21 protein-coding genes and 1 tRNA gene are annotated in these 20515 nt (G+C 67.9%); 10 read left to right on the top strand and 12 right to left on the bottom strand.

The window, feature by feature from the left end; all coding sequences use genetic code 11:
* Nucleotides 1-16: 16 nt before the first annotated feature.
* Nucleotides 17-1324: a DUF4032 domain-containing protein gene (locus tag MNR00_RS04835; RefSeq protein ID WP_241928040.1), complete on the bottom strand. Its 1308-nt coding sequence runs from the start codon at nt 1322-1324 to the stop codon at nt 17-19.
* Between the two features lie 97 nt (nt 1325-1421).
* Nucleotides 1422-2525, bottom strand: coding sequence for a sn-glycerol-3-phosphate ABC transporter ATP-binding protein UgpC (gene ugpC / locus MNR00_RS04840; RefSeq protein WP_241928041.1), 1104 nt, complete (start codon nt 2523-2525; stop codon nt 1422-1424).
* Between the two features lie 214 nt (nt 2526-2739).
* On the opposite strand from ugpC, the gene MNR00_RS04845 reads away from it, so the two are divergent.
* Nucleotides 2740-3711, top strand: a complete 972-nt coding sequence (locus tag MNR00_RS04845; RefSeq protein WP_241928042.1) for a thioredoxin domain-containing protein — start codon at nt 2740-2742, stop codon at nt 3709-3711.
* A 49-nt stretch (nt 3712-3760) separates the two neighbouring features.
* Nucleotides 3761-3833, top strand: a tRNA-Thr gene (locus tag MNR00_RS04850).
* Nucleotides 3834-3885: 52 nt separating this feature from the next.
* On the opposite strand, the gene MNR00_RS04855 is transcribed toward MNR00_RS04850, so the two are convergent.
* A complete protein-coding gene (locus MNR00_RS04855; RefSeq protein ID WP_241928043.1) occupies nt 3886-4539 on the bottom strand; it encodes an SOS response-associated peptidase family protein in 654 nt (217 codons plus the stop codon).
* Nucleotides 4540-4601: 62 nt separating this feature from the next.
* Between MNR00_RS04855 and MNR00_RS04860 the strand changes: the two genes are divergently transcribed.
* Nucleotides 4602-5537, top strand: coding sequence for a DMT family transporter (locus MNR00_RS04860; RefSeq protein WP_241928044.1), 936 nt, complete (start codon nt 4602-4604; stop codon nt 5535-5537).
* On the opposite strand, the gene MNR00_RS04865 is transcribed toward MNR00_RS04860, so the two are convergent.
* Both MNR00_RS04865 and msrB read right to left on the bottom strand, forming a co-directional pair.
* Nucleotides 5538-6179, bottom strand: a complete 642-nt coding sequence (locus MNR00_RS04865) for a nitroreductase family protein (protein WP_241928045.1) — start codon at nt 6177-6179, stop codon at nt 5538-5540.
* A complete protein-coding gene (gene msrB, locus MNR00_RS04870) occupies nt 6176-6577 on the bottom strand; it encodes a peptide-methionine (R)-S-oxide reductase MsrB (protein ID WP_241928046.1) in 402 nt (133 codons plus the stop codon). The genes MNR00_RS04865 and msrB overlap by 4 nt, the downstream gene beginning before the upstream one ends.
* 67 nt (nt 6578-6644) lie before the next feature.
* Between msrB and MNR00_RS04875 the strand changes: the two genes are divergently transcribed.
* From MNR00_RS04875 to groL, 4 genes are all read left to right on the top strand, one after another.
* Entirely contained in the window at nt 6645-7637 is a 993-nt protein-coding gene (locus MNR00_RS04875; protein ID WP_241928047.1) for a DUF2332 domain-containing protein, read from the top strand.
* A 9-nt stretch (nt 7638-7646) separates the two neighbouring features.
* Entirely contained in the window at nt 7647-7904 is a 258-nt protein-coding gene (locus tag MNR00_RS04880; RefSeq protein WP_241928048.1) for a DUF3263 domain-containing protein, read from the top strand.
* A 63-nt stretch (nt 7905-7967) separates the two neighbouring features.
* Entirely contained in the window at nt 7968-8558 is a 591-nt protein-coding gene (locus tag MNR00_RS04885) for a LytR C-terminal domain-containing protein (protein WP_241928049.1), read from the top strand.
* A gap of 129 nt (nt 8559-8687) precedes the next feature.
* Nucleotides 8688-10304 (top strand): chaperonin GroEL, encoded by a 1617-nt coding sequence (gene groL / locus MNR00_RS04890; protein ID WP_241928050.1) that lies wholly within the window; start codon nt 8688-8690, stop codon nt 10302-10304.
* 69 nt (nt 10305-10373) lie between these two features.
* Here the strand turns inward: groL and MNR00_RS04895 are convergent, their stop codons facing one another.
* The 4 genes from MNR00_RS04895 to MNR00_RS04910 all read right to left on the bottom strand — a co-directional run bounded on the left by MNR00_RS04895 (nt 10374) and on the right by MNR00_RS04910 (nt 13808).
* A complete protein-coding gene (locus MNR00_RS04895) occupies nt 10374-10661 on the bottom strand; it encodes a WXG100 family type VII secretion target (protein WP_241928051.1) in 288 nt (95 codons plus the stop codon).
* Between the two features lie 117 nt (nt 10662-10778).
* Nucleotides 10779-12500, bottom strand: a complete 1722-nt coding sequence (locus MNR00_RS04900) for a HAMP domain-containing sensor histidine kinase (protein ID WP_241928052.1) — start codon at nt 12498-12500, stop codon at nt 10779-10781.
* A 19-nt stretch (nt 12501-12519) separates the two neighbouring features.
* A complete protein-coding gene (locus MNR00_RS04905; RefSeq protein WP_241928053.1) occupies nt 12520-13212 on the bottom strand; it encodes a response regulator transcription factor in 693 nt (230 codons plus the stop codon).
* 59 nt (nt 13213-13271) lie between these two features.
* Nucleotides 13272-13808, bottom strand: coding sequence for a TetR family transcriptional regulator (locus MNR00_RS04910; protein WP_241928054.1), 537 nt, complete (start codon nt 13806-13808; stop codon nt 13272-13274).
* 108 nt (nt 13809-13916) lie between these two features.
* Between MNR00_RS04910 and MNR00_RS04915 the strand changes: the two genes are divergently transcribed.
* Genes MNR00_RS04915 through MNR00_RS17200 form a run of 3 tightly spaced genes read left to right on the top strand, consistent with a single transcriptional unit; the run spans nt 13917 to nt 16110 of the window.
* The gene (locus tag MNR00_RS04915) at nt 13917-14837 is read left to right on the top strand and encodes an alpha/beta hydrolase (RefSeq protein WP_241928055.1); all 921 of its coding nucleotides are present in this window, start codon (nt 13917-13919) and stop codon (nt 14835-14837) included.
* Nucleotides 14838-14897: 60 nt separating this feature from the next.
* A complete protein-coding gene (locus MNR00_RS04920; protein WP_241928056.1) occupies nt 14898-15968 on the top strand; it encodes a type II CAAX endopeptidase family protein in 1071 nt (356 codons plus the stop codon).
* Nucleotides 15969-15978: 10 nt separating this feature from the next.
* Nucleotides 15979-16110, top strand: a complete 132-nt coding sequence (locus MNR00_RS17200) for a hypothetical protein (protein WP_277884364.1) — start codon at nt 15979-15981, stop codon at nt 16108-16110.
* A 12-nt stretch (nt 16111-16122) separates the two neighbouring features.
* Here MNR00_RS17200 and MNR00_RS04925 read toward each other — a convergent pair whose 3' ends face one another.
* From MNR00_RS04925 to MNR00_RS04935, 3 genes are all read right to left on the bottom strand, one after another.
* Nucleotides 16123-17019 carry a hypothetical protein gene (locus MNR00_RS04925; RefSeq protein WP_241928057.1) on the bottom strand — a complete coding sequence of 299 codons (897 nt, stop codon included), beginning with the start codon at nt 17017-17019 and terminating at the stop codon, nt 16123-16125.
* A gap of 117 nt (nt 17020-17136) precedes the next feature.
* Entirely contained in the window at nt 17137-18777 is a 1641-nt protein-coding gene (locus MNR00_RS04930; RefSeq protein WP_241928058.1) for a DNA repair helicase XPB, read from the bottom strand.
* A 30-nt stretch (nt 18778-18807) separates the two neighbouring features.
* Nucleotides 18808-20514 carry a helicase-associated domain-containing protein gene (locus MNR00_RS04935; RefSeq protein WP_241928059.1) on the bottom strand — a complete coding sequence of 569 codons (1707 nt, stop codon included), beginning with the start codon at nt 20512-20514 and terminating at the stop codon, nt 18808-18810.
* Between the last annotated feature and the right edge of the window lies 1 nt (nt 20515).

Raw genomic sequence — 20515 nt, forward strand, 5'->3', positions numbered from 1 at the left:
AGCCACAGCGGGACTTTCAGACCAGGTCGCGCCAGTCGATCGCAGCCGTGTCATCCGACACTGGGACGGTTCCGGTGACCACCGGCAGTCCCATGGTCTCGGTCTGCGGCCCCATGATCGTGGCCTCGTCGCGTCGATGCCGCAGCACCTCGTTGATGTAGCTGGTGAGCACCTCGGCCAGCGGAACGGAGCCTCCCTGGGCCTGTGAGAGGTACCAGCGGTGCTCGAGTACCTGGTGGTACACCTCGGCCGGCTCCAGCTTGGCGCGCAGGTCGTAGGGGATGGCCCGCACGACGGGCTCGAACACGCGGGTGAGCCATTCGTGCGCGTACATCGCCTCGTCGGCCAGCTCCTTCTTCGAGCGCACCCGGAACTCGTCGAGGTCGTTGAGCAGTCGCCTGGCCTGGTTCTCCTCGACGTCGAGCCCCGTGAGCCTGATGAGGCGTCGCTGATGGTGCCCGGCGTCCACGACCTTCGGCTGAATCCGCACTGCAGTGCCGTCCGAGGTCGTCACGATCGACATCTCGTCGATGTCGAAGCCGAGTGCATTCAGCTTCTCGACGCGTTCGGTGATGCGCCAGGTCTCATCGGTCGAGAACGACTCCTCGTCGGTGAGTGCCGCCCACAGCGCGCGGTAGGACGAGACGATCCCGTCGGCGATCTCGAGCGCGTCCACTCCGCGTTCCAGTCGTCCACCTGCGGCGAGGTCCATGATCTCACCGGCGACGTTCGTGCGCGCCAGGTCGAGATCGTAGGCGCGCTGCCCGTCGGTCAGGCCCTCCTCGTGCAGCTCGCCGGTCTCAGCATCCACCAGGTACGCCGCGAAGGCGCCGGCGTCGCGACGGAACAGCGTGTTCGAGAGCGAGACGTCACCCCAGTAGAAGCCCACGTTGTGCAGACGCACGAGCAGCAGGGCGAGGGCGTCGACCAGGCGGGTGGCCGTATCGGGTCGAAGCATCTGCGTGAACAGCGCCCGGTAGGGCATCGAGAAGCGCAGGTGCGAAGTGACCAGCGCGGCCGGAAGCGGCTTGCCATCAGCATCCACCCGCCCGGCGATGACGGCGACGCGACTCACGCATGGCACGTCGAGCTTCGCGAGGCTGCCCAGCATCTCGTACTCGCGCTGTGCCATCTCGGCCGTCGTCTCCTTGACGGCGACGACCTTGCCCGACAGATCCGCGAAGCGAACCAGGTGACGGGACAGTCCCTTGGGGAGTGAGACGATGTGCTCGGACGGCCACTTGCCAAGCGGAGTCGACCAGGGCAGCGACAGCAGCCCAGGGTCGATCTCGCTCGCGGTGATCCGCAGTGACGCCTGCTTCATGCCTTCTCCGATGTCCTCATCGCCGTCCGGGCTTTCGCCGGAAACACAACGGCGCGGGCGACCGTGAAGGTCGACCCGCGCCGTCGAGTGTCGAATGTCAGGCCGAGATGACCGGCTGCTCGTTCAGGCGTTCGCCAGTCTCGATGTCGAAGACGTGTACGTGACCCGGGATCGGAGCCAGCACGACCGTGTCGCCCGCCATCGGGTGACGGCGACCGTCCACACGTGCGACGAGGTCAGTGCGCTTGCCGTTGACGTCGGCGTGTCCATACAGGTAACCATCGGCGCCGAGTTCCTCGACGAGGTCAACGGTGACGCTGAGGCCCTGCCCGTCCTCGGGGGCGACGACGATGTCCTCGGGGCGGATGCCGACCGTGACGGTGCTGCCGTGCGCCTTGGTGACGGCAGCCCGCTCGGTGCTGACCGTCTTCGTGCCGAACTGCACGCCGCCCTCGACGAGAGGGACGTCGAAGAGGTTCATCGCGGGCGAGCCGATGAAGCCGGCCACGAAGACGTTGTTCGGGGTCTCGTACAGGTCGCGCGGCGAGCCGACCTGCTGCAGGACGCCGTCCTTGAGCACGGCGATGCGGTCACCCATGGTCAGAGCCTCGGTCTGGTCGTGCGTGACGTAGACCGTGGTGACGCCGAGGCGACGCTGCAGCGAGGCGATCTGGGTACGGGTCTGCACACGCAGCTTCGCGTCGAGGTTCGACAGCGGCTCGTCCATGAGGAACACCTGCGGCTGGCGCACGATGGCGCGACCCATGGCGACACGCTGACGCTGACCACCCGAGAGGGCCTTCGGCTTGCGGTTCAGGTACTCCTCGAGGTCGAGCAGCTTGGCGGCCTCGAGCACGCGCGCAGCGCGCTCGTCCTTGTTGACGCCGGCGATCTTCAGAGCGAAGCCCATGTTCTCGGCGACGGTCATGTGCGGGTACAGCGCGTAGTTCTGGAACACCATCGCGATGTCGCGGTCCTTCGGCGGCACGTCGGTGACATCGCGGTCACCGATCAGGATGCGGCCGCCGTTGACCTCTTCGAGGCCGGCGAGCATGCGAAGCGACGTTGACTTACCGCAGCCGGAGGGACCGACCAGGACGAGGAACTCGCCGTCTGCCACCTCGAGGTTGAGCTTGTCGACTGCCGGACGGGTTCCGCCGGGGTACAGGCGGGTGGCGTCGTCAAAGGTCACAGATGCCATTGCATTTCTCCTTCACCGGCAGGTACGTGCCGGACGATCCGTTGTGATGGAAGCGGCGGGGTCCACCCACCGTGACCCGCCATCGGGTCGTGAACAGTATTGCACGCGCCGGCGCATCTGGGTATTTCCCAGACTGCCTCGTTAACATCGAAACCGGTGCCGCAGTCTCCGCGGCCGCGGGATCACCCGTCCCACCCGATCTTCAAGAGGAACGATGTCGAGCGACGAAACGCCGAACGTCCCCACCACTCGCAACTCGCGCGACGTGGTGCGGCAGAAAGCACAGCAGGTGCAGGCTCAGCAGTCCAGAGCCCGCGTCATGCGCCGACTCATCATCGGCCTGGTCGCGATCGTCGCCGTCGGATCGATCGGCGCAGCCGTCGCCTACGCTGTCGGATCATCGATATCGCAGCCCACGCTCAGCCCTAAGGGGATGGCCGGCGACGGCGTGACCGTCGACGACGTGACCATGGCCGCCGCCACCGGAACCACTCCGAGCCCTGTGCCCTCAGCCTCTGATGCCCCGGCATCGTCGACGCCGACGCCTGATCCGACCGCCACGGCGACCAAGCCCACCGAGGTTCACGTCTACGTCGACTACCTGTCGGCAGGCGCCTCGGAGTTCGAGCGCGCGAACGCGCGCCAGCTCGCCACCTGGATCGGGGAAGGCGCAGTCACCGTCACGTACCACCCGGTGGCGCTGCTGACGGCCAGCTCGAACGGCACGAAGTACTCGCTGCGGGCCGCATCCGCTGCGGCGTGCGTCGCGACCTACTCCCAGGACCAGTTCTACGACTACAACCACGAACTGCTCACCGATCAGCCCGAGATCGACAGCGATGGCCGCACCAATGTGCAGCTGGCGGATCTCGCGGTGGCCGTCGGCGTCGAGAACGCCAAGACGGTGCGCGATTGCATCGAGGGGCAGAACTTCGTGAAGTGGGCGAAGGATGCCACGGCGCGCGCTCTTGAGGGCCCGCTGCCTGGATCGAAGGACCTCAAGCTCAACAACGAGGCACTCGTCGTCGTCGAGGGCAAGCCCTACGTCGGGGCCATGGACGACCCGGCTGAGTTCTCGCAGTTCGTGCTCACGACGGCGAGCGACGAGTACTTCGGTGCGACCCAGCCCACGCCGACGCCCACGCCGGTACCGATTCAGACGGTTACTCCCGCACCCAAGTCTTGAGACGCGGTGCAGGATGCCGTCCGGCCGTCGCTATGCTTGATGACGGTCCGCCGACTTGGCGCAATTGGTAGCGCACCGTACTTGTAATACGGGGGTTACGGGTTCGAGTCCCGTAGTCGGCTCAGACGAAGAACGGCCCGCGTCCCGGAATCGGGGACGCGGGCCGTTCTCGCATCAGAACAGCATCCCGTCGCCCTTGTCGTCTGCGCGGCTGGCGGCGGTGACCCGCTCGTCGAGGCTCTCGGCGGCGAGCAGCGCCTCATCGATGAGCTCGCGGTTCGGGTCTCCGGTCAGCCAGTCGGCGGCGAAAGCGGTGGGGATGAGCACTGGCATCCGATCGTGGATGCCGGCGAGATGAGCCGGTGCGGGGCGCATCACGATCGAGTAGCAGGTCGTCCATTCGCCGTCGGGCGTGCGGCCGCGCTGGGTCACTGCTGCCATGCCGAACAGGACTCCGGCGCCCAGTCCGAACTCGTGCCACACCCGGCTCGGCTTCTGCATCTCGAACCAGCCGGTCGAGGGGACGAGCGCGCGCGTGCGCAGCCCACCTGGGCGATTCTGCAGCCGCTCTGAGCGGGTGTTGATCGACGGGAACTTCGCCGGCTGCCCATCGACGAGATACCCCCACCAGGCAGGTTCGAGCTGGGCGGCGCCGTCGACAGCTGTCACCAGGGGATTCAGATTGCGCAGGTTCTTGCCGGTGGGACGCAGAGTCTCGCCGGCATTCTGCTGCGCCCACGAGCGCAGCCCTTCCAGCATCGCCTCGTCGGCCTCGGCCAGCAGCTCTGCATCGGTGAACCGAGGATCCAGCCCGTAGCTCGCGCACATGCGCCCAGCGTAATCCGACCCACCGACGTTCGGTCCCCCGCGGCTCGGGTAGCGTTGCAAGGATGACCGAGACGCGCCACCTCCCCACCGGGATCGCTCTCGGCGGCGCCGTCGCCATCGGCGCCATGACCGCCATTCAGGCACGCATCAACGGGGTGCTCGGCGTGCGTCTCGACGACGGGATCGTGGCCGGACTCATCTCATTCAGCGTGGGGCTGGTGGTGCTGATCATCGTCATGCCGCTGATCCCGTCCGCACGTGCAGGCGCGCGGCGCCTGGTCACCGGCATCCGATCACGCAGGATCCCGTTCTGGATGCTGCTTGGTGGCACCTGCGGGGCGCTCACCGTCTCGACTCAAGGGCTCGTCGCCGGCGTGCTCGGCGTCTCGCTGTTCACCGTCGGCGTGGTCGCGGGGCAGACCCTGCACGGCCTGCTGCTTGACCGCATCGGCTTCGGACCGTCTGGCGTGGTCGCGGTGACGACCGGACGCGTGATCGGGGGACTGCTCGCGCTCGTGGCCGTCGCCATCTCGCTTGGCGGTGACGTGCTGGCGAGTGCGCCGGTGTGGCTGCTGGTGCTGCCGTTCCTGGCTGGAGCCGGCATCGCCTGGCAGTCAGGCGCCAACGGCCGCCTTGCCCGTGCCACAGCATCGCCGATCACAGCGACGCTGATGAGCTTCATCGCCGGCACGACGGTGCTGATCATCGCCGCCGGCATCAGCGTCGCCGTGAAGGGGATGCCCCAGGCGCTGCCGACCGAGCCGTGGCTCTACATCGGCGGGCTGCTCGGATTCGTCTACATCCTGCTTGGGGCGTGGCTCGTCCCGCACACCGGGGTGCTGCTGCTGGGTCTCGGCAGCGTGCTCGGCCAGCTGGTCACGTCGATCGTGATCGACCTCATCTGGCCGGTGGATGCGGCGCCCGCGCTGTGGCAGCTCATCGCGATGGTCGTCGTCGCCGTGGCATCCGTCGTCGTCGCCCTGCCGCGTCGGCGCTGATCAGCCCTTCTTGGACTTGCGCTTCTTGTCGTTCTTGGACTTCTTGTCCTTCTTCGCCTTCTTGGGCTTGACCTGCTCCACGGCCGCGTGCGCCGTCTCGGGCGCCGCCTCCGGCATCCGACTCAGCACTTCGCCGACGTCCAGCGGCTTGCGCCGGCCGGGTGTCTTGCCCGCAGGCCTGCCACCGACGTAGAGCCACCCCAGCAGCTCTTCGTTCGCCGCCAGCCCATGCGCTTTCGACACGGCCTCCGATCGGGTGAGGCCGCCGGTGCGCCAGATGACGCCCCAGCCCGCCTCGTCCAGCAGCAGGCTGAGCATGTGCGCGACGCCGGATGCCACTGCCTCCTGCTCCCAGTGCGGCACCTTCTCGCTCTTGCGATACGACGCGACGACGGCGATCAGCAGCGGAGCGCGCAGCGGCTTGCTTGACGGCTTGTCGTCGCCGGCCGCCTTCGCGAGGGCGTAGCCGAGCAGCAGACGGTCATCGCCGCGCAGCTCGATCAATCGCCAGGGGCGCAGCGAGGAATGGTCGGCCACTCGCCCGGCAGCCGCGACCAGCGTGTCGAGCTGCTCACTCGTCGGGGCGTCGTCGGTGACCTTAGACCACGAGGTGCGCCGCAGAACGGCGTCGAGTGCGCTCACTTGTCGGGCGTGAAGGTCAGCGCCAGCGAGTTCATGCAGTACCGGTCGCCGGTGGGGGTGCCGAATCCATCGGGGAAGACATGGCCGAGGTGCGAGCCGCATACCGCGCACCGCACTTCGGTGCGGACCATGCCCAGCGTGTTGTCCTCGATCAGCTCGACCGCCTCCGGGCGCACCGATTCGTAGAAGCTCGGCCAGCCGCAGCCAGAGTCGAACTTCGTACCGCTCTGGAACAGCTCAGCCCCGCATGCACCGCAGTTGTAGAGGCCGGACCGCTTCTCGTCGAGCAGCTCACCCGTCCAGGCGCGCTCGGTCGCGGCCGTGCGCAGCACCGCGTACTGGTCATCTCCGAGTTCGGTCCGCCACTCGGCTTCGGTCTTGTTCACCTTGTACGACATGTCTCCATTCTCGCGCGTTCCGGTGGCATCGGGGTCGGTGAGAATTCGAGTCGGTGAGAATGGAGACATGATGGATGCCGTGCGAGAGCGCTTCGACCGGTTCGCGCGAGAAGAGGCGCCGGGGCGCAGCGACACGTACGCCGAGTGGGCCGCCGGCATCGCGTCGGATGCCGAGCTGCAGGACCTGCTGAGCCGGATCAGCCCGCAGCACCGGCAGCCGCCCCTGGTGTTCGCCGTCAGCCGGATTCTCGGTGCGCCGCTCGGCGCCTATGCGCGTTGGCGTGCGTTCGCGCTCGCCAACGCTGCCGAGCTGATCGCAGAGTGCGAGCGCCGCACCGTGCAGGCCAACGAGCCGCTGCGGCTGGCCGCACTGCTGCCGGCACTCAGCCAGATCGACGGGCCGGTCGCGCTGCTCGAGCTCGGCGCCGCCGCAGGCCTGTGCCTGTATCCGGACAGGTACTCGTACCGTGTCGTCGACGAGCACGAGGCGGAACGGCTGCGCCTCGATCCGGCTGACGGGCCGTCGACGGTGGTGCTGACCAGCGTCGTGCGCGGACCGATTCCGGTACTGCGGATGCCCGAGATCGTGTGGCGCGCAGGCATCGACCTCGCCCCGGTCGATGTGCGATCAGCCGCAGACCGGGCCTGGATGGATGCCCTGATCTGGCCGGGGGAGCGGGAGAGGGCGGCGCGGATCACCGCCGCCGCGGACATCGTCGCTGCTGACCCGCCGCGGCTGATCGCCGGAGACGTCGCCGAGCGGCTGGACGAGCTCGTGGCATCCGCGCCCCGCGACGCGACGCTCGTCATCACCACGCCAGGAGTTCTGGTGTACCTGCCGCGAGCCCACCGGCAGGCGCTGATCGACCGCATCCGCGCCCTGGACGCGCGATGGATCACGATCGACCAGCCCGGCCTGCACGACGGATGGCAGCCGCCCCTCGACGCTGTAGCCTTCGCCGGCTTCGCCGTCGCGCTCGACGGGCGGGTGTGCGCTGATGCCGATCCACTCGGGCGATGGTGGGAGTGGCGCGGCGGCGACCGCACTGCGTCCGCGTAGCCTGAAGCCATGCTCGGGGACCTCACTGATCGCGATCGCGCGATCCTGACGCTGGAAGCGGCATGGCCGCGGCACGGCGGCATGAAGGAGGAGACGATCCGCGAGAAGCTCGGCATGAGCCCTGCACGCTACTACCAGCTGCTCGGGCGCCTGATCGAGACCGAGCAGGCGCTGCAGTTCGATCCGCTGCTGGTGCGTCGGCTGCGACGGCTTCGCGATGCCAGAGGCGCGCAGCGCACGGCACGGATGCGCGGCTTCGTCGGCTGAGCGGCACGCGCGACGGACGCTGCTCCGTGCGGATTCACGGAATGCGCCCGCTAGCATCGAGGGGTGTCTAAGCCCCCACAGGACCGTTTCGACGACATCCCCCGCACCTCAGGACGTGTCGGCGCGCACCGCGCCGAGCAGCCGGGGATGAACGGGCTGGTCGTGCTGCTCTGGTCCGCGGCCGTTGCACTGGTGCTCATCGTCGGCGGAATCTTCATCTCGCTGGTGATGATGGACCGCATCTCGTTCTCACCCGAATCGCAGCCGCCTGCACCCCAGCAGACGCAGGGGACCGACCCCAAGATCGACACCTCGTACCGGGTGCTCATCCTGAACGCGACGCCCGAGGAGGGGCTCGTGGTCGAGGCCCGCGACGCGCTGCTCGCGGAGGGCTGGCCGGCCGATGGCGTGTTCGGCAGTGAGGGATCAAGCCAGGAGTTCGACAAGACGACGGTGTTCTACGTCGACAAGGCCGATGAGGCCGCCGCCCTCGGAGTGGCTGAGGTTCTCGGTGGCGCAGAGGTGCAGCAGAGCGATTTCTACGCCGATCTCAACGACAGCGAGCAGCCGCAGCTCACCGTGGTGATAGGCCTCGACCGTGTCACCGACGCCACTCCCAAGGCGGAGGACACCGAGGAGGCGCCCGCGGAGTGATCCGCGCTCGGCGAACAGCCCTCCCCGGCGGCTTGCACTCTCATGGGTCGAGTGCCAAACTGGGTGTTAGCACTCGAACACTCTGAGTGCTAATTCCCATCGCCTACGTCCGGGAGGGACGAAAGACTCATGGCAAAGATCATCGCTTTCGATGAGGAGGCCCGTCGCGGCCTCGAGCGCGGCCTGAACATTCTGGCCGACGCAGTCAAGGTGACACTCGGCCCGCGCGGTCGCAACGTCGTGCTCGAGAAGAAGTGGGGCGCGCCCACGATCACGAACGACGGCGTGTCGATCGCCAAGGAGATCGAGCTCGACGACCCGTACGAGAAGATCGGTGCGGAACTCGTCAAGGAGGTCGCCAAGAAGACCGACGACGTCGCCGGTGACGGAACCACCACCGCGACCGTCCTCGCTCAGGCGCTCGTCCGCGAGGGGCTGCGCAACGTCGCGGCCGGCGCCGACCCCATCTCGCTCAAGCGCGGCATCGAGAAGGCCGTCGCGGCCATCACCGCCGACCTGCTCGCCACCGCCAAGGAGATCGACTCCAAGGAGCAGATCGCCGCAACCGCATCCATCTCCGCCGCCGACCCCGAGATCGGCGCGCTGATCGCCGAGGCGATCGACAAGGTCGGCAAGGAGGGTGTCGTCACCGTCGAGGAGTCGCAGACCTTCGGCACCGAGCTCGAGCTCACCGAGGGCATGCGCTTCGACAAGGGCTACCTGAACCCGTACTTCGTCACGGACCCGGAGCGCCAGGAGGCTGTCTTCGAGGAGCCCTACATCCTCATCGCCAACCAGAAGATCGGCAACATCAAGGACCTGCTGCCGATCGTCGACAAGGTGATCCAGGACGGCAAGGAGCTCGTCATCATCGCCGAGGACGTCGAGGGCGAGGCTCTCGCGACGCTCGTGCTCAACAAGATCCGCGGCATCTTCAAGTCGGTTGCCGTCAAGGCTCCTGGTTTCGGTGACCGTCGCAAGGCTCAGCTGCAGGACATCGCGATCCTGACCGGTGGCCAGGTCATCACCGAAGAGGTCGGTCTCAAGCTCGAGAACACCACGCTCGACCTGCTGGGTCGTGCGCGCAAGGTCATCGTCACCAAGGACGAGACCACGATCGTCGAGGGTGCCGGTGAGGCGTCGACGATCGAGGGTCGCGTGACGCAGATCCGTCGTGAGATCGAGAACACCGACAGTGACTACGACCGCGAGAAGCTCCAGGAGCGCCTCGCCAAGCTCGCCGGCGGCGTTGCCGTCATCAAGGCGGGCGCGGCCACCGAGGTCGAGCTCAAGGAGCGCAAGCACCGCATCGAGGACGCCGTCCGCAACGCGAAGGCTGCTGTCGAAGAGGGCATCGTCGCCGGTGGTGGCGTCGCGCTGCTGCAGTCGGCCAAGGTGCTCGACGCCCTCGAGCTCGAGGGTGACGAGGCGACCGGCGCGAACATCGTCCGCGTCGCCACCGGCGCTCCGCTGAAGCAGATCGCGATCAACGCGGGTCTCGAGCCCGGCGTCGTCTCGCATAAGGTCTCCGAGCTGCCTGCCGGCCACGGACTGAATGCGGCCAACGGCACCTACGGCGACATGTTCGCACAGGGCATCATCGACCCGGCCAAGGTCACCCGCTCGGCGCTGCAGAACGCGGCATCGATCGCCGGCCTGTTCCTGACCACCGAGGTCGTCGTGGCTGACAAGCCCGAGAAGGCGCCGGCCATGCCGGCCGACCCGTCGGGCGGCATGGACTTCTGACCTGATCAGAAGTCATCGGCTCAGACAGAACGCCCCCTGCATCTTGCAGGGGGCGTTCTGCGTGTGCCCTCAGCGGAACAGGCTGGCCGAGTACTGGTCGGCGTCGGCGTACTGGCTCGCGGCCGAGCCGAGGGCCGTGCTGATGGAAGCGAGCACCTGCTCGACGTGCATCTGCGCACCGCGCCACTGCTCGCCGCATTGCTGGAACGCGTTCGAAGCGGTGCCAGTCCAGGTGGACTGCAGCTGTGTCAACTGCGCCATCAGAGCGGTGGACTCACTCTGCAGACGTTCCATGGTCGCGCGTGCGGCGCCGTGCGCCGCGTGGACCGCATCGGTGTCGACGGTGAAGACGGACATGGGGTTCTCCTCTCAACGGGCTTCCGACTCTAGAAGCGCGGCGCGGTCGCGAGGATGCCGATTGTCGGTGTCCGTGGACAACTCGAGCTTGGAAGGAACTGTGCAGGACGACTGCGGTCAGAGCTCGAGGCGCTCCAGCGGCTGGGTCTCTTCGAGCAGGTGCGCCGGCGTCGCCTGCGGAGGGGCCAGAGGCAGCGAAACGATGAAGGTCGCGCCTCCGCCAGGTGTCTCGTCCACTCGCACCGAGCCGTTCAGCGACTCGATGATGGATGCCACGATCGCCAGCCCCAGGCCCGAACCGCCGGTCTCGCGTGCGCGGGAGGTGTCGGCGCGCCAGAACCGCTCGAAGATGTGCTCGCGGATCTGCGGGGGGATGCCCTCGCCGTGATCGACCACGGCGATCGTGCCGACGCCGCGGCGACGATCTGAACCGACGACGATCTCGATCGGCGCATCGTGCGATGAGAATCGCCGCGCGTTCCCGAGCAGGTTGGTGACCACCTGACGAACCTTGTTGTCCTCGCCGAGCACGATCGGGGGCGTCCGCACCGGGGCGTCAGTGGCCTCGGTGAAGTCGATTGAGGGCACGTCCTCGCCTGATGGCGTCGGCTTCGGGCGCCGACGCAGTCGCGACAGGGCCCCCGCGGCGCGACCAGGTGCGGGCATGGAGGCGGTCGGTGCGGGGCCGGCCGGCCGGCGAGTGCGCGATTCGGCGGGATCATCGACCGTGGTGTCGATCACGGTGATCTTTCGCGCCGGCGCGGCGACGCGCACATCGAGCGCTGCGTCGCGGGCGATCGGGCGCAGGTCCAGCGGCTCGATCTGCAGCTCGCGAGAGCGCTCCTCGTCGAGCCGTGCGAGTGCGAGCAGGTCCTCGACGAGCACGCCCATGCGGATCGCCTCCTTCTCGATGCGCTCCATCGCTCTGGCGGTGTCCTCCTCGCCGTGGATCGCGCCCATGCGGTACAGCTCGGCGTAACCGCGGACGCTGACCAGGGGAGTACGCAGCTCATGGCTGGCGTCGCCGATGAACCGCCGCATGTTCTGCACGGTGCGGTCCCGCTGCGCGATGGAGCGGTCCACCCGGTCGAGCATGGTGTTGATCGCCGCGTTGAGGCGTCCCACCTCGGTGGTCGGCTCGAGGTCGGTCAGGCGCTGACTGAAGTCGCCTGCCGCGATCGCCATCGCTGTCGACTCCACGTGACCGAGTCGTCGGAATGTCAGGGTGACGAGAACTCTCGTCAGCAGAGCGGCCAGCAGGATCGTGACAAGGGCGACGGTCGTGTACACCGCGAAGTAGGTGCCGACGATGCGGTCGGCCTCTTCCAAGGGCAGCGCGACGACCTGCACGTACAGGCTGTTCTGCGCGCTCTGGGCGGGCTGCGGTGACACCGCGGCATGGAACTCCACGCCGTCCGGGCCGTCAAGCGGAATGACCTGATCCTCTTTGGCCTTGGCCTGCTGCAGGGTGAAGGTCGCAGGGAATGTCGGGCGGCGCTCGGCTGACTGCCCGCCCGCCTCGGTGATGAGGGTGCCGTCGGTCTGATAGAACGCCACCACGAAGTCGGTCGACCGCGGTGCGTCGGCGGCGGGCTCGAAGATCAACTGCCCGTCATCACCTGCGGACACGTCGAAGAAGCGCTCGGCCTGCCCTGTCGTCGCCAGTGCCGGCAGCTGCGCGTCGATGTTGTTGATCATCGCGTTGCGCAGGATCGGCACAGTGCCGATCCCGGCGATCACCAGGCCAAGAGCGAGCACCGCCACGGTGACGCCGGTGACCTTGGCGCGCAAGCTGATCCGCCGCCACCACAGGGTGACGGAGTCAGATCTTTTCGCCATGCCGCATCCGTCCCAGCGATCAGGCGGACTTGCCGACCTTCAGCATGTAACCGAAGCCGCGCTTGGTCTGGATCACCGATTCCTCGGTGTGCGGGTCGATCTTGCGCCGCAGGTAGGAGATGTAGCTCTCCACGATGCCGGCGTCGCCGTTGAAGTCGTACTCCCACACATGGTCGAGGATCTGCGCCTTCGACAGCACGCGGTTGGGGTTCAGCATCAGGTACTTCAGCAGCTTGAACTCGGTCGGACTCAACTCGATCGGCACCTTGCCGACGAACACGTCGTGCGTGTCCTGGTCCATCGACAGCTCTCCGGCGCGGATGAGCGACTCCTCGTCGGCCTGCATGGTGCGTCGCAGGATGGCCTGTGCACGCGCGACGATCTCATCGAGGGCGAAGGGCTTCGTGACGTAGTCATCACCGCCGGCGTTCAGACCCTCGATCTTGTCCTGGGTGTCGTCCTTGGCCGTGAGGAACAGGATGGGCGCGGTGAAGCCCGCCCCGCGCAGGCGCTTGGTCACGCTGAACCCGTTCATGTCGGGCAGCATGACATCGAGGATGATCAGGTCCGGCTCCTCTTCGAGGACCGCCGAGATGGTGGCCGCACCGTTGGCGACCGTCCTCACCTTGAAACCGGCGAAGCTGAGACCCCGGGAGAGCAGGTCGCGGATGTTCGGTTCGTCGTCGACGACCAGAATGCGCGCATCAGTCATGTCCCCATTATGGTGACTTCGCCCTTGCAAGGGCTGATTGTCTTCGGTGGTGCGGCGCGTCAGTCGCTCAGCGCGGCATCCACCGCGCGGCTGACAACGTCCTCGACGGACGCATCGGGGTCGATCGTGGTCCGGTGCAGCAGCAGTCCGTCACAGGTCGCCATCAGGAAGACGGTATGCGTCGTCGCGAGGTCGCCTCCGAGGTCGAGCAGGATGCTGCGCACCCAGCGCTCCATGCTCTCGCGCTGCTCCCGCAGCGGCCGGGCGATGTCTTCGTCGGCTTCCAGGAACAGCGCGTAGCGCGCGCGGGTCCGTACGGCGAACGGGCCGGATTGCGCTGCGATCATGCCGGTCAACGCGGTGACGAATTCATCCCGTGTGTGGATATGCGGTGGGTCGGCGTCGCTGCGCTCCTGCTGTGCCATCCACTCGATCACGCCGGCCAGCAGGGCCGCGCGAGTGCGGAAGTGATTGGACGTCGAACCAGGGGGGAGGGCTGCGGCAGCATCCACTCTGCCGTGCGTGAGTGCGCGCACACCGTCGGTGCCCACGAGCGTCACTGCGGCGTCGAGGGCGCGATGTCGGATGCTGCTCACGCGACGAGCCTACGCAACTATATTCATAGTGGCAATTGCACTACGAACGTAGTAGGGTCGACGCAGGGCCACACCGACCCCGCCAGCACAGCGTGTGGAGGTCGTATCATGGATACGCCTGCATTCCCGCGGGAGCTCATCGGAGAATCGTGGTCGCCGCCGCTGCCGGAGGCGCCCGGCTTCGAACACCTCATGATCAGCATTCCCGGTGCGCGATGCCATGTAGCCGTCATCGGCGACGGCAATCCGGTTGTGCTGCTGCACGGCTTTCCCGAGCATTGGTGGCAGTGGCGCCTGATCGCTCCGCAACTCGCCGCACGCGGGTACCGAGTGATCTGCCCCGACCTGCGTGGATCGGGGTGGACAGCGGCCGAAGCTCCTGGAATGCGGCGGGAGACGCAGCTGAAAGACGTCGTGGCCCTTCTGGATGCGCTGGATGTCGCCCGCGCGCACGTGATGAGCCATGACATGGGCGCCATCTCAGCCATGCAGCTGGCCTACTCGCGACCCGAGCGTGTGCGTGCCATGGTGCAGCTGGCCGTCCCGCCTGGCTTCTTGGAATTCACCCCAGGCGTCGCCCCGGCCTTCCGGCACATGCCGGCGCTGCTCATGCATCGTCCACCTCGGTCGATGCGATACCTGCTCGATCGCCCGTACGTCGTGCACGCACTGCCCGAGACGGTTCTGAAGGGGTATCTCGTCGCCGAAGAGCGGCCGGAGGTCCTCTCGAACGTGCGTGCGCTGTATCGCGGGATGGTCATCCCCGAAGCCCTGCGTCTGATGCGGGGAGATTACAAGCGGATGCGGCTGCAGGTGCCAACGCTCTTCGTCTTCGGACGACAGGACTGTCCGTTCAGTGAGAAGAACGTCAGGAGGATCAGTCGGAACCACGAACGCTGCGCCGAGCAGATCGAACTGGCGTTCGTCGACGACGCCGCCCATTTCATCACCGACGACGCCCCCGATGCCGTCGCCGCGCTCGCGCTCGACTGGTTCGCGCGCATCGAATCGTCGATGCCCCGCGGCTGACGTTCCGGCCGGCACGTGCACCGACGTGCGCGCAGGGCGTCGAACCGCGAGGATGGGGGAGTGCCTTCCGAGACCGACCCAACGCCCGCCAGCGCGCCTCATCCTGCAGTCCCGCCGGGGCTGCCCCTTCCGCCTCCGCCGCCTCCGGCACCAGAGGTCGTCGAGTCGGTCGAGTACCACCGGCTGAACATCGCACGAGGGCGCCGACCTCGATGGTGGCGGCCGCTGCTGGTGGCGCTGCTGGGGGTCGCGCTGTATCTCGCGATGACCCTGGTGCTGATCGTGCCGCTCGCCTTCCTGGCCGTGTTCGTGCCAGAGATCGGTGCTGCATTTCAGGGCTTGGCCGCTGATCCCGCCATGCTCGACATGAACGATCCGATGACTTTCACTGCGACGATGCTGTCGATCATCCTGCTGCTGCCGGCGCTGCTGATCGCCTCGCGGATCGTCGCCGGTCGCGGACTCGGATTGCTGTCGTCCGTCGATGGCCGACTGCGGTGGGGGTGGATGCTGCGCGGCCTGGGCATCGCTGTTGTCGTGTTCGTGCTGGGGATGGCGATCCAGATCGCCCTGTCCGCCATCGCCGGTCAAGACATCGTCGTGTCGGAGGGCGATTTCCAGGCCTGGCCGATGCTGCTGCTGGTGATCCTGCTCGTGCCGCTGCAGGCGACCACCGAGGAGTACGTGTTCCGGGGGTTCCTCATGCAGGCCATCGGCTCGTGGCTGCGGCATCCCGCGTTCGCGATCCTGCTTCCGCTGCCACTGTTCGTGTTCGGCCACCTCTACGATGTGTGGGGCCTGCTCAGCGTCGGCGCGTTCGCGCTCGCCGCGGGATGGCTGACCTGGCGCACCGGTGGGCTCGAGGCGGCGATCGCGCTGCACATCGTCAACAATGTCGGGGTGTTCGTGCTGGCAGCACTCGGTCTCGTCGACGCGAACTCTTCCGGCGGAGGCGCGATCGACCTGCTGGCCTCGGTGGTCGTGCTCGCCGCGTCTGTCGCCGCTCTCGAGTGGGCCTGGCGGCGCAGTTCGCTCGCACGCATCCGCACACTGCGCTGGCCCGCGGCGGCCCCGATCCGGGCGCCGCACCCGATCCAGCCCCCGCCCCCGATGCAGACGCCGCAGGCGTAGCATCCGATCCATGGACGACGACGAGGGCGGCGACAGCGCCTGCTGGCTCTCGAAGGTGTGCCCGGACTGCGGCGCACTGCTTGACGATCTGGCTGCACCGTGCTGGCGGTGTGGTCTCAGGCCCGGCGCGGAACGCAGCTGAGTCGCGCGAGGGTCACGGCAGTGGTGGCTCGAAACTCAACGGCACAGCGAGCTCCCGCGGTGGGGCGTCGTCGGGGTACGTCCCTGTGCCGACATGCGTCTCACCGTCGATCGTGAGCTCGACGCGGTAGGTGAAGGGGAAGCCGCCGAGGGCGGCTGCGGCTCGCCCTTCGGCTTCGGATGCCGCGAACCGCAGCGCCCCGACGCCCGCGCACTCCTCGGTCGGACGCGCGTCGAAGGTGTGCGACTTCCCGTTCGCCGCAGTGACGGTGATCTGAGCCGACGCGTCGGACGGCGTGACCTCGAGATTCTGCACGCCCAACTCGACACCGTACGAGTCCGGGCGACCGTCGTGATCGGCGATGACTGTCACGGACGCCGTCGACTCGGGCAATGGCAGATCGGCCGGCACGGTCCAGCGCACATCGGCAGCCGCGTCGCCGGCGCTGCCGAAGGCGAACAACGACAGCCGGTAGTCATCGGCCGGGCCCGCCGGCTCCACCCGCCACCAGCCGTCGCCGATGTCAGTCACGGTCGCTTCCACGGTGCGGCCGGCGCAGTAGTCGTCATCGCCGGAGAACTGCGACGCCACCAGCGAATCGAAGCCGTCCTCGTCGAAGCGCACCAGCAGCTCGTCCGATGAACCGACCGACGGGGGATTCTCGTCGACACCGTCTGCGCATCCGTTCGTGAAGCACCAGGTGTGCGGAGACAGTTGCAGCTCGGTGCCGTCGTAGCGGATGACGAAGGGCCCGGGGCGATTCATGCCCTCCACGCCGGCGCCACCGGCATCGACGGTCGCAGTCGGAGTCGGCGCACCACCGGGCGGCGCCGGTACCGACGTCGCTGCGCAGCCACCGAGGGTGAACGCCGTCACCAGCAGGAGAACCGCGATCGCCGCTGTGCGCATGATCCGTGCCCGTCTGTGTCTGAAGAGCTGCGCCAGAAGCGGCGCCCGTCACTTGCAGAGTGTCAGACGAGGGTTGACCGTCTCAAGCGAGCGGAATCATCGCGATGCAGCGAGACCTCACGCAGCCAGGTCGTGCGCGTCCATGATCGTGTAGCTGTAGCCCTGCTCGGCGAGGAAGCGCTGGCGGTTCTGGGCATAGTCCTGGTCGACCGTGTCGCGCGCGATCAGCGTGTAGAAGCTGGCGGTGTGGTTCGACTGCTTCGGCCGCAGCAGCCGGCCAAGGCGCTGTGCCTCTTCCTGCCGGGAGCCGAACGACCCCGACACCTGGATGGCGACGGATGCCTCTGGCAGGTCGATCGAGAAGTTCGCGACCTTCGACACGACCAGCAGCGAGATCTCGCCCTCGCGGAACTGCCGGTACAGCTCCTCGCGCTCATCGATGGGAGTGGCGCCGGTGATCTGCGGTGCACCGAGGGCATCCGACAGGCTCTCGAGCTGATCGAGGTACTGCCCGATGACGAGGATGCGCTCGCCGGGGTGCTTCGCGATCAGCTCGCGCACGGCCGTGATCTTCGCCGGGGCGGATGCCGCCAGTCGGTATCGCTCGTCGTCCGTCGCTGCCGCGTACTCCAGGCGGTCGCCGGGCGGCAGATCGACCCGCACCTCGAAGCAGGCGGCGGGGGAGATGAAGCCCTGAGCCTCGATCTGCTTCCACGGGGCATCGAACCGCTTCGGTCCGATCAGGCTGAACACGTCGCCCTCGCGGCCGTCCTCTCGCACCAGCGTCGCTGTGAGGCCGATGCGGCGGCGGGCCTGCAGGTCGGCGGTCAGCTTGAACACGGGCGCCGGCAGCAGGTGCACCTCGTCGTAGATGATCAGACCCCAGTCCATCTCATCCAGCAGCGACAGGTGCGCGTACTCGCCCTTCCGCTTCGCCGTGAGGATCTGGTAGGTCGCGATCGTGACGGGCTTGACCTCTTTCACCTGCCCCGAGTACTCGCCGATCTCCTCCCGCGTCAACGAGGTGCGCTTGAGCAGCTCATCGCGCCACTGCCGTGCCGAGACGGTGTTGGTCACGAGGATGAGAGTGGTGGTACCGGTGGCGGCCATCGCCCCAGCGCCGACGATCGTCTTGCCTGCACCACAGGGAAGCACGACCACGCCGGAGCCGTCCTTCGCGAACGCGTCGACGGCATCCTGCTGATACGGCCGCATCTGCCAGCCGCTCTCGTCGAGCTCGATCTCGTGCGGTGTGCCCGGCGTGTAGCCGGCGAGGTCCTCGGCGGGCCACCCGATCTTCAGCAGCTCCTGCTTGATCTGCCCTCGGGCCCACGCGTCGACCACGTAGCTCTCGGGACTCGGATGCCCGATCAGCAGCGGCTGGATGCGCTTGTTGTTCGCGACCTGCGTGAGCACAGCCGGGTCACTGGAGTGCAGTACCAGGGTGCCCTCGTCATCGCGCTCGATCACCAGGCGGCCGTAGCGGTTCACGGTCTCGCGCAGGTCGACGGCCACCGACGGCGGCACGGGGAACCGCGACCACCGGTCGAGGGTCTCGAGCATGTCTTCAGCGGTGTGCCCGGCGGCGCGCGCGTTCCACAGACCGAGGCGCGTGATGCGGTAGGTGTGGATGTGCTCTGGCGCGCGTTCGAGCTCGGCGAAGATCGCGAGTTCGTGGCGGGCGGACTCGGCGTCGGCGTGTGCGACTTCCAGCAGCACGGTGCGGTCGCTCTGGACGATCAGGGGGCCATCAGACATAGCAGACCAGTCTACCGGCCGTGGCTCGGGTCAGCTCTCCAGCACCCGCACCGATCGGATGCTGCGCACCGGCAGCGTCCGTTCGACATCGGCGGCACGGTCGCGACCACGCAGCCGGCCACCGCCGACGCCGGAGGCCTCGAGGGTGAGCTCACGACTCGATCCGTCCGGCATCCCCACTTCGACGACCACCAGGGCGCGAGCGCGCACCGCCGCCTCGAGTTCCCGGTCGAGCCAGGCGGCATCGGCATCCGGTCCCTGACGGGCGCGCAGCCGGCCGATCAGCGGCGCATACGACACCGGCTCCGCAGTGCCGTGCGGGGCGACGCGCGTGCGGGCGGCCGAGACAGCGTCGCCGTCGAGGTCAACCAGGGTCGCCGGGTAGCGGGCATCCGTCAGTGCCCACGCCACCGCCTGCGCACCCACCCGCGATGTCAGCCGATCACCGTCGCGCACCAGCCCCATCGGCCGCAGGTTGCGATCGATCTCGATCGCGCCGAGCAGATGATCATCCACGCTCGAGACGATCGTGCCGCCGCTGGAATCGGGCCCGACGCGCACCAGTCCATGCCGCGTGGCGGTCTGAGCGACCAGATACTCCAGAGGCTGCGGGACGCCCGTCAACGAGACCTCGTGCAGGAACTCGAGGATGCCGCGCTCGGTCTCACCCTCGACCAGAGCGCGTGCGACCGAGTCGGCTGTGAATCGGTAGGAGGACGCCTGCACTGCTGACTCATGCTCTGTCATGGCGCGCAGCCGATTGTCGAGTGCCGGACGCAGCGGCCCTGGGGCGATCGCCGAGAGATCGTTCTGCAGAAACACCCGATCGACTTCGGTCGGCAGCAGCGCTTCCAGCGAAGAGGTGTCGACGGCCGCTGCATCAGCGGACCCCGCAGCGCGCAGGGCTGACGCCCACTCGGGCTCCGCGTCGTCTTCGGTGAACAGGCCGAGTCGCATTGCGAGTGAGCGCAGCTGCGCTGCGGCAGCCGGCCAAGACCTGTCCCAAGGATGGGCACCGGGCCATTGCGCCGCGGGGAGCCATCCGTCAGCTGTGCGCAGGCCCTGCGGCAGCGCGTCCCGGAAGGCGGTCGTGACCTGCGCCCAGCGCGGCGCGAACGAGGCCGACAGCCATTGCTCGGCGGCGTCAGTGGCGCGCAGCTCACGATCGACCGGTCGGGCGAGTCCTGCCATCTCGGCGAGAGCGCGCAGGTCATCCAGGCTGCCGCTGACGGTGAACCGCCGCCGTTCGGTGGCGCTCAGGGCGCCGGTGGCGACCAGCGCCAGTGGTGCCGAGCGGGTGGCGAGCAGCACATCGGCGAGGTCACCGATGGTCGTGAACGCGCGCTCGGCGGCGCGAGCGGTGGCGACCTCGGATGCCGGCCGCATCGGCGCATCCATGGCATCGGGCACCACCGGGCGGGAGCGGACCAGTGCAGCCACCGGGGTCGGGACATCGCCGGCGTCGTCCATGAGGGTGAAATCGGTCAGCGCAGGAGGTGCATCGGCACCGGCATCCGAATCCTCGGCCGCGGCCCTCTGCAGCGCCCGCGCCTCATCTTGGGTCAGCGACTCGAGGCCGCGCTCGATGGACGACGGTTCGAGCAGAGCCTCGGCGGCATCGAAGAAGTCGGTCCAGTCGACATCGGCACGCACGCGGCGGATGCGCAGCAGCTGTTCCAGCTGCGCATCGCTCGCCGCGGCGAGCCGATCTGCCAGCGGACGTGCGTGAGTGCTCATC

It is taken from the genome of Microbacterium sp. H1-D42 (assembly GCF_022637555.1).
In the GTDB taxonomy this organism is placed as follows: Bacteria; Actinomycetota; Actinomycetes; order Actinomycetales; family Microbacteriaceae; genus Microbacterium.